Genomic DNA, 15,319 nt, shown 5'->3' on the forward strand with positions numbered 1-15,319 from the left:
ATGAAATTTCGTTTTCTGCTGTGGATGCTGGGTTTGTTGATGGCCAAGGCCAGTCGGACCAACCCGGCATTCCAGCAGCAGTTGGGTGATAAGGCGTTGGTGTTCCAGATTCAGACGCTGGACGGCAAAGTGGCGCGGCATTTTCGGGTGAAGGATCAGCGCATCACCAGCAAGGCGGGGGTGGTTGCCGAGCCTGCGTTTGCGATTGCCTTCAAGGACGCTGCCTATGGCTTTGCCACGATGCAGGCGAAGAACAAACAGCTGGCGTTCATGACGGGGATTCAGGACAAGTCGATCCAGATCAAGGGCAACCCGGCGCTGGTGATCTGGTTCCAGGGGCTGACCCGGTATTTGAAGCCGAAGAAGGCCAAGCCTAAGGTCTGATGCCCATCAGCGAGACCGAGCGGGTTTCATCGCGGGCAAGCCCCCTCCCACAGGTAACAAGTAATACCTGTGGGAGGGGGCTTGCCCGCAATGCGTTCAGGCCTGGGAAAACTGCGAGGCGAGTTCGCGCAGCAGCACTTCGGCTTCGAGCACTTTGCTGACCACATCGTTGGCTTTTTCGCGGCTCAGGCCCAGGCGTTCGAGCAGGGCGTCGGGGATGTCTTCATCCGGGCCCGAGCCGATGCCACGACTGCGCAGCAAGCGCACGGACAGGCACACCAGGTTCGGGTACTCGGCGTAGGCGCCATCGTAGCCCGGGTCGTTCTGGAAGCGCAGGGCGGTCGCCAGTTCTTCGGGCATGTCCCAATAGCGCATCAGCCACGAGCCGATCTGTTCACGGCTGATACCCAGCAAGTGTTGCTCGATGTAGCTGTGGCACAGGTGCGGGTTGACCTCCAGGTGGCGGCAGATCAGCGAAAAGTGCGGTGGGAACACATGGGCCAGCAGCAGGTAGCCGAAGTTGTGCAGCAGGCCTGCCAGGTAGGTCAGGCCGGCTTCCGGGCGCTGGGTGCGTGGGATGGCGCGGGTCAGGCCTTCGATGACGGCAGCGGTGTAGATCGATTGCTGCCAGTACGGCGTGCTGTGCTGCGGTTGGTCCTTGGGCAGGCTCAGGGTTTTGCCCAAGGCCAGGCCCAGCGCCAGATTGATCACCAGGTCGAAGCCAAGCACCCGAACGATGGCATCTTCCACCGAACGGATCTTGCCCGGCGAGGCGTAGTAAGGCGATGCCGCCCAGCTCACCACTTGTGCGGCCAGCGCCGGGTCGGTTTCGACCACGCCGGTGATATCGTCGATGGTGGCGTTGGGGTCGACGCGCAGCTTGATGATCTTCTGCGCGGTTTCGGCCAGCGGCGGAATCTCGATGGTCGATTCCAGGCGTTGCTGGATGCGCCGGGCGGTGAACGCCTGGACGGCCTGGGTGATTTCCTCGCGGTCATCATCGGGGCGGTCCAGGTTGGGGTGAATACTGGTCAGCGGCTCGCCGAAACTGGCGGCGCTTGCCTTGCTGAGCATGGATTTGAAAGCTTCGCTGGAGATTTCCAGCAATACCTCCGGTTCGCCCGAGTTGACCAGCACCTTCGGCTCTCGCAGCAGGCTTTCTTCGTACAGGCATGGCGAGGTGGTGAGGGCGGGCAAGCCTGGCAACAGGCTCAGGTTGTGCTTGCCGAGCATCTTGATCAGGCGGTCGGTCGACACCGCGGTCAGGCGGCGGCCGGTCAGTTCGGTCAGGCGGTTGAGATCGAGCAATTGGCTCTGGGGGAACAACACCATCAGCGAGCCGACGGCGTCATCGAGCAGCACGGCCTGGACCTTGCGCGCCGGGTTCAGCCCGTGGTGGTCGAGCACTTCTTCATAGGCAATGCCCAGCTTGTCCAACAGCATCCGGATAACCGACGGAGTGTGCGGGGTAGCGGGTGCGAGGGCAGCTTCGGTCATGGTATGTATCCGTACTAAAACAATTGCAGGAGTATAACCAGCTTGCGGGGGCCCATCCTCCAGAAACTGAGACGGTGCTCACACTTGGCCATATTGCTGCCCGTGTCGCAGCCACCGGTCCAGTAACGGGCTGACGTGATCCGGCCAGCGTTCGAGCAAGGCTTGAGCAGCGTCGCGAACCGCAGGCAGCAGGTCCGCGTCGCGCATCAGGTCGGCGACCTTGAATTGAAGCAGACCCGTCTGCCGCGTGCCGAGCATTTCACCAGGGCCGCGCAGTTCGAGGTCTTTTTCGGCGATGACGAAGCCGTCGTTGGTTTCACGCATGATGCCCAGCCGCTGACGGCCGATCTGCGACAGCGGCGGATGGTAGAGCAGCACGCAATGGCTGACCGCGCTGCCCCGGCCGACGCGACCGCGTAACTGGTGTAACTGCGCCAGCCCCAGGCGCTCGGGGTTTTCGATGATCATCAGGCTGGCGTTGGGCACGTCCACACCGACTTCGATCACGGTGGTCGCCACCAGCAATTGCAGGTTGCCGGCCTTGAACTGCGCCATCACCGCGGCCTTCTCGGCAGGCTTCATGCGGCCGTGGATCAGCCCGACCTTCAATTCGCCGAGGGCAGCGGTCAGGTCTTCGTAAGTGGTTTCGGCGGCCTGGCAGGTCAGCTCTTCGGATTCTTCGATCAGCGTGCACACCCAGTACGCCTGCCGCCCTTCGGCACAGGCACTGCGCACCCGTTCAATGACTTCGACACGGCGGGTGTCGGTGATCAGCACGGTGTTGACCGGGGTGCGACCGGGGGGCAATTCGTCGAGGATCGAAGTGTCGAGGTCGGCGTAGGCGCTCATGGCCAGCGTGCGCGGGATTGGTGTGGCGGTCATGATCAGTTGATGCGGGCACATGCGCCCGCCGACCCCTTTCTGCCGTAGCGCCAGTCGCTGTTGCACGCCGAACCGGTGCTGCTCATCGATGATCACCAGCGCCAGGTTCTTGAATTGCACCTCGTCCTGGAACAGCGCATGGGTACCGACCACCATGGGGGTGCCGCCGGCGATCTGCTCCAGCGCGGCTGCGCGGTTCTTGCCCTTGAGCTTGCCGGCCAGCCACGCGACGTCGATGCCCAGCGGTTCGAGCCAGCGCTTGAAGGTGATGAAGTGCTGCTCGGCGAGAATCTCGGTGGGCGCCATCAGCGCTACTTGATAACCCGCTTCCAGCGCCTGAAGTGCAGCGAGGGCGGCGACCACGGTCTTGCCCGCGCCGACGTCGCCTTGAATCAGCCGCAGCATGGGCTCGCGCTGGCTCAGGTCGTAGGCGATTTCGTTACCCACCCGCTGCTGCGCACCCGTTGGGCTGAACCCCAGGTTGGCCAGGTATTTGGCCGGCAGCCGCGTGGCCTTGGGCATGGCCGGTGCGCGCAGCGAGCGCATGCTCTCGCGCAGGCGTTGCTGGGACAGTTGATGGGTCAGCAGTTCTTCGAAGGCCAGACGATGCTGGGCCCAGTGATGGCCGAGGGCGAGCTCGTCGACATCGGCATCGGCCGGCGGATGGTGCAGGTAACGGATGGCGTCGGCCAGCGGCGCCAGTTGATAGTCGCGGGCCAGTTCGGTCGGCAGCCAGTCGGGCAGACTGGTGGGGCCGAGCATCGTCAGGGTCTGCATGCACAGTTGGCGCAGGCGTTGCTGGGTCAGGCCTTCGGTGAGCGGGTAGACCGGGGTCAGGGTTTCAGCCACCGGTGGCGGTTCGTCGCCGGTGATGGCGCGGTATTCCGGGTGGTAGATTTCCAGCCCGGAGGCCCCCGGCCGAGCCTCGCCGTAGCAGCGAACCCGCGTGCCGCGCTTGAGGCCCTCTTTTTGTGCGTTGCTGAAATGGTAGAAGCGCAAACTCAGACCGCCGGTGCCATCCTGCAGGCGCACCACCAGGCTGCGACGCCGGCCCATGACCACGTCAGCGCCGCTGACGGTGCCTTCGACCACCGCATCCTGCCCCGGGCGCAGCGCACCGATCGGCACCACGCGGGTACGATCCTGATAACGCAGGGGCAGGTGAAACAGCACATCCTGGAGGTTTTCCAGGCCCACTTTGGCCAGCTTTTCGGCCATGGCTTCGCCGACACCCTTGAGTGCCGTCACCGACACTTGCGACAACTCGGTCATGACGCTTGCTTAGCCCGCCACCACCTGCGCGGACGGCTTGGCCACCGAGCACAGGCGAATGGAGTCAGCGAGGATTTCAATGGCCTTGGGCCGCGGAAAGCTTGCGCGCCAGGCAATGGCTACGGTGCGATAGGGTTGCGGTGGGGACAGCGGGCGGACTTCGATCACGCCTGGTGCGTAGTGATGGCTGTCGACCGCCGACAACGGCAGGATCGAGACGCCGAGGCCGGACGCGACCATGTGCCGGATGGTCTCCAGCGAGCTGGATTCCACGGTGGTGTGCTTGGCGCCGTCGTTGCCCTTGGTCAGGGTCGGGCAGGCTTCCAGCACCTGATCGCGGAAGCAGTGGCCTTCGCCGAGCAGCAGCAGGCTCTTGTCGTTGAGCAGGCCGGCGTCGATGGTTTCCTTTTGAGTCCACGGGTGATTGGCCGGCATCAGGACATAGAACGGCTCGTCGTAGAGCTGCAGGGTCAACACATCGGCTTCGTTGAACGGCAGGGCGATGATGATCGCGTCGAGCTCGCCATTGCGCAGCTTGTCGCGCAGGACGTGGGTGAAATTCTCTTCGATGTACAACGGCATCTGCGGGGCGACTCGATGCAGTTGTGGAATCAGGTGGGGAAACAGGTACGGGCCGACGGTGTAGATCGCGCCGACTTTCAGTGGCGCCGTCAGCTGGTTCTTGCCGGCCTGGGCCAGTTCGCGGATGCCTTGGGCCTGTTCCAGCACCTTTTGTGCCTGGGCCACAATGCCTTCGCCGACCGGGGTCAGGCGCACGGCGCTCTTGCTGCGCTCGAAAATCAGCACACCGAGTTCGTCTTCAAGCTTTTTCACGCCCACCGACAGGGTCGGCTGGCTGACGTGGCAACGCTCGGCCGCGTGGCCGAAGTGCTGCTCTTGGGCGAGGGTAACGATGTAGCGTAATTCTGTGAGAGTCATAGCAAGCGTCCATGAAGATGCGGGCCAAGCATACCGGCTGCAATCGATAGACGCACGTTATCAGAAGGTATGTGTCGCGTGACACAGGCCAATGCCTGTTTACAGCCGGCAGATACGCAAAAGGCACCTTTCGGTGCCTTCGTTTTTATCGTTCATTCGCACCTGATCCTGTAGGAGCCGAGCTCGCTCGCGATGGCGGCATGTCAGTCAACACATATGTTGGTCGTGACGGCCTCATCTCGAGCAAGCTTTGCTCCTACAGCGCGGCAGGTCATCAACGTCGAGTTTTGTCTATCGAGTAAACAAAGGGTGCAACAATTTCTATGGAACCGTTGGTGAGCATGTGCGCCGGTGGCTTTGGCAGCGGCTGGGCGCGGCGGATCATTTCCAGGGTGGCCCGGTCCAGATCGGCAGTGCCGGATGCACCTACCAACTCATACGACAATACATTGCCCTCGGCATCCACGACGAAACGCAGACGGTTGGTGCCTGTCTTGCCCCGAGCCTGTGCGCTGGCAGGGTACTTTTTGTACTTCTGCAAGTGCGCAAGCAAGGTGCCTTCCCAGCTCGCCTTGGCGGCCACCTGGGCAGCCGACGGGCCCGGATCAGGTGCAGCGGATTTTTCAGTCGGTGCCGGCGTCGGTGGCGCTTCGCTTGGTTTGGCCTCGGAGGGTTTCTCCTTGGGCGGTTCCGGCTTTTTTTCCACAGGCTTGGGCGGTTGTGGCTTGGGCTTGGGCTTGACCGGTTTCGGTACCGCGATCTCAGCCTTCGGCGCTTCAGCAAGCTTGGGTATCGGCAGTTCTTCAACCGGTGCTGGCGGCTGCGGCGGTGTGACGACTTTCGGCGGTGCCGGCGGTGGCGGGGCTGGAACCGGTGCCAACTCGACCATCATCGCCTGGGGTGGCAATTCCACGGGCGGGCGGGCGGTCCAGTTAACGGCCAGCGCGATCGCCAGCGCGTGAACACCCAGCACAATGGCCAGGCTGGCGCTGTAACGCGTCAGTTTATGGCGCGTTGTGATCATTTCTTGACTGCCGACTCGAGCCCAACCAGCCCGACCTTCAGGTAACCGGCCGAGCGCAGATTGTCCATCACGCTCATCAGGTCGCCGTAATCCACGCCTTTATCGGCCTGGAAGAAGATCGTCGTGTCTTTCTTGCCCTGGGTCTTGGCGTCGAGCGTAGCGCCGAGTGCCTCGGCCTTCACTTCTTCGTCACCCAGGTACAGGCGCTGGTCGGCCTTGACGCTGAGGAACACCGGCTTCTCCGGGCGCGGCGCCGGTTTGGCGGTGGACGCCGGCAGATCGACCTTGATGTCCACGGTGGCCAGCGGCGCTGCCACCATGAAGATGATCAACAGCACCAGCATGACGTCAATGAACGGGGTAACGTTGATTTCGTGGTTTTCGGACAGATCGTCGTCTGCCCCTTCCTTCAAATGCAGGCCCATGGCCGATTACCCCACTTTCACCATGTGCGGTTGCGAGCTGCGCTCAGGCTGGTGATCGAGGTCGCGGCTGACCAGCAGCAGGACTTCTGCCGACGCGTCGGCCACTTGCGCCTTGTAGCCGGTGATGGAACGGGCGAACACGTTGTAGATCACGACCGCCGGGATTGCGGCGACCAGGCCCAATGCGGTGGCCAGCAGGGCTTCGGCAATGCCGGGGGCGACCACGGCAAGGTTGGTGGTCTGGGTTTTGGCGATGCCGATGAAGCTGTTCATGATGCCCCATACGGTACCGAACAGACCGACAAACGGCGCGGTAGAACCGATGGTGGCGAGCACGCCGGTGCCGCTGCTCATGTTGCGGCCGCAAGCGGCGACCAGGCGTTCGAGGCGGAAACTGACGCGCTCCTTGATGCCCTCTTTCTCGCGGGCGCTGGCCGACAGGTGCATTTCTTCGAGGGCGTCATGCACCAGCAGGTTGGCCAGGGTGCCCGGCTTGGCGGCACTGGCGCTGGCTTCCTTGAGGGTGGCAGCTTTCTTCAGGAGCACGATCTCATTGCGCAGACGACGCTTGGCGCCCATCAGCTCAAGACCTTTGGCGATCCAGATGGTCCAGGTGATGATCGATGCGATGGCCAGGCCGATCATCACGGTTTTCACCACGACGTCAGCGTTCTGGTACATGCCCCATGGCGACAGGTCGTGTGCCATGCCCAGGCTGTTGTCAGCCTCGAGCACTTCGGGAACGTTTTCACCGAGGGCTTCTTGAGCAGGTGCCGCCTGCGCCGGACCGTTCGCGGCAGGCGCTGCGTGTTCGGCAGCAGACCGTGTGTTGGCGGGTGCCTGGGCGTCAGCGAAAGCGGCAGCCGGGGCCAGCATCAGGCTGAGTAGCAGGGCGGCCACAGCGCTCCAGGCGCGAGGTCGTTTGGTTGGCGAAGCGAAGGTGTGATTGCGTGTCATGCTGGCCGGACCTGAGGTAGAAAACCGTTGATGCTCTTCCAGGCCTCGCGAGGCCGAGAGCAAAAGTGGCGTGTATTATTGCAAGTAATTCTTGTTAACAAAAGTAATAGAGTATCTTTTTTCCCGAATGGCTGGCCGCTCGTCCTCCGCCAGCGCTAGTCTGTGGGTTTTCGAGGGGAGTTTCTGATGTCCGCGCCATCTGTTCTGATCGCCGGTTGCGGTGATGTCGGTAGCCGCCTGGCCACGCAATTATTGGCCAATGGCTGGGAAGTGCATGGCCTGCGGCGTGACGTCTCGCGCCTGCCCAACGGTGTGATTGGCGTTGCTGGCGATCTGTTCAACAAGGAATGCCCGGCGACCTGGCCCATCGGCGCTGTGGACTATCTGGTGTATTGCGCCGCTGCAACCGATCACGACGAGGCCGGATATCGTGCTGCGTATGTTCAGGGCCTCAAGCACGTGCTGGAGTGGCTGGAGGACTACGGACAAGTGCCCAATCGCCTGTTGTTCGTTTCCAGCAGCAGTGTCTACGGCCAGCAGACGGGCGAGTGGGTTGACGAGACTTCGCCAACGGTGGCGTCTGGCTATTCCGCAAAGGTGATGCTCGAAGCCGAGCAAGTTGCACTCGATAGCGGCATCCCGGCCAGCATCGTGCGCCTGACCGGCATCTACGGTCCGGGGCGCGAATGGCTGCTGACCCAGGTGCGCCGGGGCTATCGCGTGGCGGTCGATCCACCGCTTTACGCCAATCGAATTCATGCCGATGACGCCGCCGGGTTGATGGCGTGCCTGCTTGAGGCGGATCGACGCGGCGTGGCGCTGGATGATGTCTATATCGGCGTCGATGACGAGCCGGCAGCGCTGGCGGATGTGGTGGGCTGGCTGCGTGAGTATCTGGGCGTGACTGATTGGGCAGACGACGCCAGTGTGCGGCGCACAGGCAGCAAGCGTTGCCGCAATGCGCGGGCGAAAGCGCTGGGATGGGAGCCGAAATATCCGAGCTTTCGTGAAGGCTATGCCGCGATCCTTGAAGGGCGCTGCTGACGCTCATTCACCGTAAGCCAAATGTGGGAGCGGGCTTGCTTGCGAATCCGGTGTGTCAGTCAACGGCAATGCTGAATGACACACCGCATTCGCGAGCAAGCCCGCTCCCACATGGGTCATGCGGTTACTGCTTTTCGAGCAACCACTTGCGGTCACCCGGCGTGAACTGCGGCATTTCATCCGCCAATGCCGTGTTCACGGTCTGGAAAATTTCCAGCTCTTTGCCTTTGCGATTGAAGATCCAGGCGTTTCCCTGACCGTTGAGTTGCAACCACATGTTGTCGTTGCCGCCGCTCATCGAGGCGCAGTCACCGGCCAGGCAGAGGGCGTAGCGGTCTGTGCCCGGCAGGCCGGTCACCTGGCCATCGGCCTGGAATTGCACGGTGTTGCCCTCGCCAGGGCCACTGATCACTTTCCAGCTGCCGCCCATGTAGGCCGAATACAGCGCGCGCTCGAAGCTGGCACCGATCGGCGCGCCATCAGGAACCGGAATCAGCGCACGATCGAAGACCTGAGCCGGTTCGTTTTCAGTCGCGGCCTGGCGCAATTGCTTGCCGTCGCGCTTGAGTTCACTGCCGGAACTGCCATAAAAGTCGATCTTCCAGGCGCCGGATTCTTCACCCAGCAGCTTGCCGTCGACGTTTTCGAAACCATTGGTGTAGCGGGCCTGACCGGCTTTGGTGTTGACATCCCATTCCAGGTTCGGGCCATAGGCCTGTAGCGCTTCGCGCAGGGGGACGCCCTTGGAGGCGGCATCGATCGCCACCTGGTTGATCCAGGTGCCGCTGATATCACGGTCGGCAGGGTCGCTGGCACAACCGCCCAAAAGCAGGGCGAGCAGCGAGAGAGCAAGCGCTTTGCGCATGGTGGAATCCTTTCAAGCTTTTCTTTACAGCAGAGCGGTTGGCGCAGCGTGAGGCTGCGCCGGACACGTTACTCGATGACCAGGATGGCATCCATTTCAACCTGCGAACCCTTAGGCAGGGCCGCTACGCCGATGGCGGCGCGGGCAGGGTAAGGCTGGTCGAAGTACTTGCCCATGATCTCGTTGACCTTGGCGAAGTGGCTCAGGTCAGTGAGGAAGATGTTCAGTTTGACGATGTCCTTGAACGAACCGCCGGCGGCTTCAGCCACGGCCTTGAGGTTCTCGAACACCTGGACGGTCTGGGCTTCGAAGCCTTCGACCAGTTCCATGGTTTTTGGGTCCAGAGGAATCTGGCCCGACATGTAGACGGTGTTGCCAGCCTTGATTGCCTGGGAGTAAGTACCGATGGCGGCCGGGGCCTTGTCGCTGGTGATAACGGTCTTGGTCATGAATGACTCCTTGTAATGGTTGGATGGCTACGCGCGCATGCGGGTGATGCGGATCACCCCGGTCAGGGCGCGCAGTTTCTTGATCACGCGGGCCAGGTGTACACGGTCGTGGACGCTGACCACCAGTTGGACGACGCTGATGCGACCATCGCGCTCGTCCATGCTGATTTTCTCGATATTGCCGTCGGCCGCGTTGACGCTGCTGGCCAGCAGGGCGATCAGGCCGCGCTGGTGTTCCAGCTCGACGCGCAGTTCGACGTTGAATTCGCCGGTGACATCCTTGGCCCAGGAGAGCTGGATGCATTTTTCCGGGTTATGGCGGATTTCGCTGATGTTGCGGCAGTTGTCCAGGTGCACGACCATGCCCTTGCCTGCGGACAGGTGGCCGACAATCGGGTCGCCCGGGATCGGTGTGCAGCACTTGGCATAGCTGAGCACCAGGCCTTCGGTGCCGCGAATCGCCAGCGGACCTTCCGGGCTTGGCAACTGTTCGCCTTCGCCGAGCAACCGGCGCGCCACCACATAGGCCATGCGATTTCCAAGGCCGATGTCTTCGAGCAGGTCTTCGATGAGCTCCAGGCGATATTCGGTGAGCATCGCCTTGACCCGCTCGGCCGGGATTTTTTCCAGCGAGCTGTCGAAGCCGTTGAGGACCTTGTTCAGCAGACGCTCGCCCAGGCTGATGGACTCGGAGCGGCGTTGCAGTTTCAGCGCATGGCGGATGTGCGTGCGGGCCTTGCCGGTGACCACGAAGTTGAGCCATGCCGGGTTCGGCCGCGCGCCAGGCGCGCTGACGATCTCGACCGTCGAGCCGCTTTGCAGCGGTTCGGACAGCGGTGCCAGGCGACGATTGATCCGGCAGGCAATGCAGCTGTTGCCGACGTCGGTGTGCACGGCGTAGGCGAAGTCCACCGCCGTGGAGCCTTTGGGCAGCTCCATGATCCGGCCCTTGGGCGTGAACACGTAGACCTCGTCCGGGAACAGGTCGATCTTCACGCTTTCGATGAATTCCAGGGAGTTGCCGGCGCGTTGCTGCATCTCCAGCACGCCTTTGACCCACTGGCGGGCGCGGGCGTGGGTGCCTTTTGGCTGCTCGTCGCCGCTGGATTTGTACAGCCAATGGGCGGCGATGCCGTTATTGGCCATCTCTTCCATTTCGCGGGTGCGGATCTGGATCTCGATCGGCACGCCGTGCATGCCGAACAACGTGGTGTGCAGCGACTGATAGCCGTTGGCCTTGGGGATCGCGATGTAATCCTTGAAACGTCCCGGCAACGGTTTGTACAAATTATGAACAGCACCCAGCACGCGGTAGCAGGTATCGACCTTGTCGACGATGATCCGGAACGCATAGACGTCCATGATCTCGTTGAAGGCCCGACGCTTGCCGCGCATTTTCTTGTAGATGCCGTAGAGGTGTTTCTGGCGACCGCTGACCTCGCCCTGGATGCCATCGACGGCCAGGCAGTGGCTGAGGGATTCTTCGATCTTGTTGACGATTTCCTTGCGATTGCCCCGGGCGCGCTTGACGGCCTGGTAGATTCGCGCGGAACGCATCGGGTGCATGGCCTTGAAGCCGAGGTCTTCGAACTCTATGCGGATGGCGTGCATGCCCAGCCGGTTGGCGATGGGGGCATAGATTTCCAGGGTTTCCTTGGCGATGCGCCGGCGTTTCTCGCCGGACAGCACCTCCAGCGTGCGCATGTTGTGCAGGCGGTCGGCCAGCTTGACCAGGATCACGCGAATGTCGCGGGCCATGGCCATGGCCATTTTCTGGAAGTTTTCGGCTTGTGCCTCGGCCTTGGTCTCGAAGTTCATCTGGGTCAGTTTGCTGACCCCGTCGACCAGTTCGGCCACGGTTTCGCCGAACTGCGCCTGCAGTGCTTCCTTGGCGATCCCGGTGTCTTCGATCACGTCATGCAGCATGGCCGCCATCAGGCTCTGATGGTCCATATGCATGTCGGCAAGAATATTCGCAACCGCGAGTGGGTGCGTGACATACGCCTCGCCGCTGCGGCGGCGTTGGCCGTCGTGGGCTTGTTCGGCGTAGAAATACGCTCGGCGGACCAGGTTGACCTGGTCTTTGCCGAGGTAGGTCGATAAGCGATCGGCGAGGGCGTCTATGCTCGGCATGATGACTCCTGCCAGAAGCTGTGATCCCGCGCCGTGCTACGTCGACCAGGCATAGGCTTAGACGGCCTCGTTGGACTCGTCCTCGAATGCAGCGAAAAGCGGTTCATCTTCAACGATTTCGGCTTCGGCGATAGCGGCGTAGTCGATCAGGCCTTCAGCGATTTCACGCAGGGCGACGACGGTAGGCTTGTCGTTTTCCCAGGCTACTTTCGGCTCTTTGCCGCCGGTGGCCAGTTGACGGGCACGCTTGGTAGAGAGCATGACCAGCTCAAAGCGGTTATCCACGTGTTCTAGGCAGTCTTCAACGGTTACGCGGGCCATGGTCTTCCTCGTAGCAAATGCAATATGCGCGCTGCCCGGATGGGCGAGCGGACTCAACAGTTTAAAAAATCACCAGCGATTAGGGAAGCGCTGATTTTTTGATCAAGCCCTTCAACGCGCTGCAAGTGCCAATGTAAAGCCCTTGCAGCTGTTTTGGGAAGAGCGGATCAACCGAGCAATTCAGCCAATAATTTGCCGTGGCGCTGCTGCTGACGCTTCTGCTGCAGCTGGTTGGCGCGGAAAATCGCCTTCAAATCGTGCAGGGCGTGGGCAAAATCGTCGTTGATGATCAGGTAGTCATAGTCGACATAGTGGCTCATTTCGCTGACCGCTTCGCGCATCCGGCCATCGATGATCTCGTCGCTGTCCTGGCCGCGATTGGTCAGGCGCTGGTGCAGGGCCTGCAAGGACGGCGGCAGAATGAAGATCGAGCGCGCCTGAGGCATCAGCTTGCGCACTTGTTCGGCGCCCTGCCAGTCGATTTCCAGGATCAGGTCGTGGCCTTCGTCCAGGGTCTGCTGCAGGTGGCTTTGCGAGGTGCCGTAGAGGTTGCCGAACACTTCGGCGCGCTCCAGGAAATCCCCGTGCTCGATCATCTTCACGAACTCGCTGCGATCGACGAAATGGTAGTTCACGCCGTTCACTTCACCGGGGCGCATGGCGCGGGTGGTGTGGGAGATCGAGACGCGGATCTCCGGATTGGCGTCGGTCAGGGCCTTGACCAGACTGCTCTTGCCCGCGCCCGAAGGGGCGGAAATGATGTACAGGGTGCCGGTGCTGTGGGTCATGTCGGATTTGCCTTACTCAATATTCTGCACTTGTTCGCGCATCTGCTCGATCAACACCTTGAGGTTGACCGCCGCCTGGGTGCTGCGCGGATCGAAGGCCTTGGAGCCCAGTGTGTTGGCTTCGCGGTTGAGTTCCTGCATCAGGAAGTCCAGACGCCGCCCGGCCGCACCGCCGGACTTGAGCACCCGGCGAACTTCGATGATGTGGGTGCTCAGGCGATCCAGCTCTTCGGCGACGTCGCTTTTCTGCGCCAGCATGACCATTTCCTGCTCCAGGCGCTGCGGGTCCATCTCGGCCTTCATGTCGGCAAAGCGGTCGAGCACCTTCTGGCGCTGGGTGGCGAGCATCTGCGGAACCAGTTCGCGCAGGGTCACCACGTCTTGTTCAATGGACGTCAGGCGATCGTTGATCAGCCGTGCCAGCTCCGCGCCTTCGCGCTCGCGGCCGGCCTTGAGCTCTTTCAGGCCCTGGTTGAACAGGGCCAGCGCCTCGGCGTTCAAGGCTTGCGGATCGGTCGCATCACCCACCAGCACACCAGGCCAGGCCAGGACTTCGAGGGGGTTCAGGGCGGCGGGGTTCTTGATCAGGCTGGCGATGGTCTCGGCGGCTGCAACCAGTTGCGCGGCGCGGGCCTGGTCCACTTGCAGGGGTTTACCGGTGTGTTCTTCGGTAAAGCGCAGGGTGCATTCAAGCTTGCCCCGGGAGACGCCCTGGCGCAACGCTTCGCGCACGGCACCTTCCAGATCGCGGAAGGACTCCGGCAGGCGCAGATGGGGTTCCAGGTAGCGGCTGTTGACCGAGCGCAGCTCCCAGCTCAGGGTGCCCTGGACGCCGGCTTTCTCGACGCGGGCGAAGGCGGTCATGCTGTGCACCATGGAGGTACCTCGCAATGCAGATCGGCCCGCAACCGGGGTTTGGGCAATCCGATATCAATGAATTAAAGCCGACTGGCAGCAAAGGCGCAGGATTGTAGCGCAGTGCGGTGGATGCGCCCAAACACACGAAGTCACAAAGGGCTGCAGTCCGTCGGCGACGGGCTGTTCAGAGCCTTTACCCGTCGGAGGATTTTTTTAGAAGTGCCCAGTCGCGGCTGGCGGCTCTATAATGCTCCGCAGTTTTCCGTCCCCGTACAGGTATCCCTTATGAAACGTCCAAGTGGTCGCGCTGCCGATCAGCTCCGCTCGATCCGCATTACCCGCAACTACACCAAACACGCCGAGGGATCCGTACTGGTCGAATTCGGTGATACCAAAGTCATCTGCACCGTCAGTGTCGAAAACGGCGTGCCGCGTTTTCTCAAGGGGCAAGGCCAGGGCTGGTTGACGGCCGAATACGGCATGCTGCCCCGCGCCACCGGGGAGCGTAACCAGCGTGAAGCGAGCCGCGGCAAGCAGGGCGGTCGTACCCTGGAAATCCAGCGTCTGATCGGCCGTTCCCTGCGCGCTGCGCTGGACATGTCCAAGCTGGGCGACGTCACCCTGTACGTCGATTGCGACGTGATCCAGGCGGACGGCGGTACGCGCACGGCATCCATCACCGGCGCCATGGTAGCCCTGGTCGATGCACTGAAAGTCATCAAGAAGCGCGGCGGCCTCAAGGGTGGCGACCCGCTCAAGCAAATGATCGGCGCCGTTTCGGTCGGTATGTACCAGGGCGAGCCGGTACTCGACCTCGACTACCTGGAAGACTCGGCGGCCGAGACCGACCTGAACGTGGTGATGACCAGCACGGGCGGTTTCATCGAAGTTCAGGGTACTGCCGAAGGCGCACCGTTCCAGCCTGAAGAGCTGAACGCCATGCTGGAACTGGCGAAAAAAGGCATGAATGAAATCTTCGATCTGCAGAAGGCTGCACTGGCTGACTGATCGGATTGCCACAGACAAGGAGGACGTCATGAGTGATGAGCAGCAACTGCTACCCGTGCCGAGCAAAGAAGTTCGGCAATGGGCGATGTTTTGTCACCTGTCCGCCTTGCTGGGGATCTGGATTCCGTTCGGCACGCTGATCGGCCCGTTGATTCTGTGGCAGATCAAGCGAGAGATGGACCCGTTCATCGATGCTCAGGGCAAGGAGGCGCTGAACTTCCAGATCACCGTCGCCATCGCTTCGGCCATCAGCCTCATGCTGATGGTGGTGGTCATCGGGTTCTTCCTGTTCGGCTTGATCGCCATCGGCGCGCTGGTGCTGACGATCATCGGTGGCGTGAAGGCCAATGAAGGGGTGCCGTATCGGTATCCGTTTACCTGGCGGCTGATCAAATAAACAACGCGTTTCCCCTTGTGGGAGCGGGCTTGCTCGCGAAGGCGTCATCTCAGGCGACACGTGTATTGACTGAAAT

The 15,319-nt window shown here is 61.8% G+C and carries 16 protein-coding genes; 4 read left to right on the forward strand and 12 right to left on the reverse strand.

What is annotated here, in order from left to right; all coding sequences use genetic code 11:
* Window positions 1–384 carry a helicase gene (locus tag B0W55_RS12430; RefSeq protein ID WP_077046292.1) on the forward strand — a complete coding sequence of 128 codons (384 nt, stop codon included), beginning with the start codon at window positions 1–3 and terminating at the stop codon, window positions 382–384.
* A gap of 96 nt (window positions 385–480) precedes the next feature.
* On the opposite strand, the gene B0W55_RS12435 is transcribed toward B0W55_RS12430, so the two are convergent.
* From B0W55_RS12435 to exbB, 6 genes are all read right to left on the reverse strand, one after another.
* Window positions 481–1,881, reverse strand: a complete 1,401-nt coding sequence (locus B0W55_RS12435; RefSeq protein ID WP_077046293.1) for an aminoacyl-tRNA deacylase and HDOD domain-containing protein — start codon at window positions 1,879–1,881, stop codon at window positions 481–483.
* A gap of 78 nt (window positions 1,882–1,959) precedes the next feature.
* Complete coding sequence (gene recG / locus B0W55_RS12440; RefSeq protein WP_077046294.1) at window positions 1,960–4,035, reverse strand: ATP-dependent DNA helicase RecG; 2,076 nt, start codon at window positions 4,033–4,035, stop codon at window positions 1,960–1,962.
* A 9-nt stretch (window positions 4,036–4,044) separates the two neighbouring features.
* A complete protein-coding gene (locus tag B0W55_RS12445) occupies window positions 4,045–4,974 on the reverse strand; it encodes a hydrogen peroxide-inducible genes activator (protein ID WP_077046295.1) in 930 nt (309 codons plus the stop codon).
* 274 nt (window positions 4,975–5,248) lie between these two features.
* Complete coding sequence (locus tag B0W55_RS12450; protein ID WP_077046296.1) at window positions 5,249–5,998, reverse strand: energy transducer TonB; 750 nt, start codon at window positions 5,996–5,998, stop codon at window positions 5,249–5,251.
* Window positions 5,995–6,423 (reverse strand): TonB system transport protein ExbD, encoded by a 429-nt coding sequence (gene exbD / locus B0W55_RS12455; protein WP_077046297.1) that lies wholly within the window; start codon window positions 6,421–6,423, stop codon window positions 5,995–5,997. The genes B0W55_RS12450 and exbD overlap by 4 nt, the downstream gene beginning before the upstream one ends.
* A gap of 6 nt (window positions 6,424–6,429) precedes the next feature.
* Window positions 6,430–7,380: a tonB-system energizer ExbB gene (exbB, locus tag B0W55_RS12460; RefSeq protein ID WP_077046298.1), complete on the reverse strand. Its 951-nt coding sequence runs from the start codon at window positions 7,378–7,380 to the stop codon at window positions 6,430–6,432.
* Window positions 7,381–7,566: 186 nt separating this feature from the next.
* Between exbB and B0W55_RS12465 the strand changes: the two genes are divergently transcribed.
* The gene (locus B0W55_RS12465; protein ID WP_077046299.1) at window positions 7,567–8,424 is read left to right on the forward strand and encodes an SDR family oxidoreductase; all 858 of its coding nucleotides are present in this window, start codon (window positions 7,567–7,569) and stop codon (window positions 8,422–8,424) included.
* A 124-nt stretch (window positions 8,425–8,548) separates the two neighbouring features.
* Here the strand turns inward: B0W55_RS12465 and B0W55_RS12470 are convergent, their stop codons facing one another.
* From B0W55_RS12470 to B0W55_RS12495, 6 genes are all read right to left on the reverse strand, one after another.
* A complete protein-coding gene (locus tag B0W55_RS12470; RefSeq protein WP_077046300.1) occupies window positions 8,549–9,289 on the reverse strand; it encodes a hypothetical protein in 741 nt (246 codons plus the stop codon).
* Window positions 9,290–9,357: 68 nt separating this feature from the next.
* Window positions 9,358–9,738, reverse strand: coding sequence for a RidA family protein (locus tag B0W55_RS12475; protein WP_003229509.1), 381 nt, complete (start codon window positions 9,736–9,738; stop codon window positions 9,358–9,360).
* Between the two features lie 27 nt (window positions 9,739–9,765).
* Window positions 9,766–11,871 (reverse strand): bifunctional GTP diphosphokinase/guanosine-3',5'-bis pyrophosphate 3'-pyrophosphohydrolase, encoded by a 2,106-nt coding sequence (gene spoT, locus B0W55_RS12480; RefSeq protein ID WP_077046301.1) that lies wholly within the window; start codon window positions 11,869–11,871, stop codon window positions 9,766–9,768.
* A gap of 57 nt (window positions 11,872–11,928) precedes the next feature.
* Window positions 11,929–12,192 (reverse strand): DNA-directed RNA polymerase subunit omega, encoded by a 264-nt coding sequence (gene rpoZ / locus B0W55_RS12485; RefSeq protein ID WP_007921129.1) that lies wholly within the window; start codon window positions 12,190–12,192, stop codon window positions 11,929–11,931.
* 167 nt (window positions 12,193–12,359) lie between these two features.
* Window positions 12,360–12,980 (reverse strand): guanylate kinase, encoded by a 621-nt coding sequence (gmk, locus tag B0W55_RS12490; protein ID WP_077046302.1) that lies wholly within the window; start codon window positions 12,978–12,980, stop codon window positions 12,360–12,362.
* A gap of 12 nt (window positions 12,981–12,992) precedes the next feature.
* Window positions 12,993–13,856: a YicC/YloC family endoribonuclease gene (locus B0W55_RS12495; RefSeq protein WP_077046303.1), complete on the reverse strand. Its 864-nt coding sequence runs from the start codon at window positions 13,854–13,856 to the stop codon at window positions 12,993–12,995.
* A gap of 267 nt (window positions 13,857–14,123) precedes the next feature.
* Between B0W55_RS12495 and rph the strand changes: the two genes are divergently transcribed.
* Together rph and B0W55_RS12505 are read left to right on the forward strand one after the other, a co-directional pair.
* A complete protein-coding gene (gene rph / locus B0W55_RS12500) occupies window positions 14,124–14,846 on the forward strand; it encodes a ribonuclease PH (RefSeq protein WP_047535109.1) in 723 nt (240 codons plus the stop codon).
* A gap of 28 nt (window positions 14,847–14,874) precedes the next feature.
* Window positions 14,875–15,243 carry a DUF4870 domain-containing protein gene (locus tag B0W55_RS12505; protein ID WP_077046304.1) on the forward strand — a complete coding sequence of 123 codons (369 nt, stop codon included), beginning with the start codon at window positions 14,875–14,877 and terminating at the stop codon, window positions 15,241–15,243.
* Window positions 15,244–15,319: the final 76 nt, after the last annotated feature.

This window comes from Pseudomonas sp. KK4 (assembly GCF_001984065.1).
Lineage (GTDB): Bacteria > Pseudomonadota > Gammaproteobacteria > Pseudomonadales > Pseudomonadaceae > Aquipseudomonas.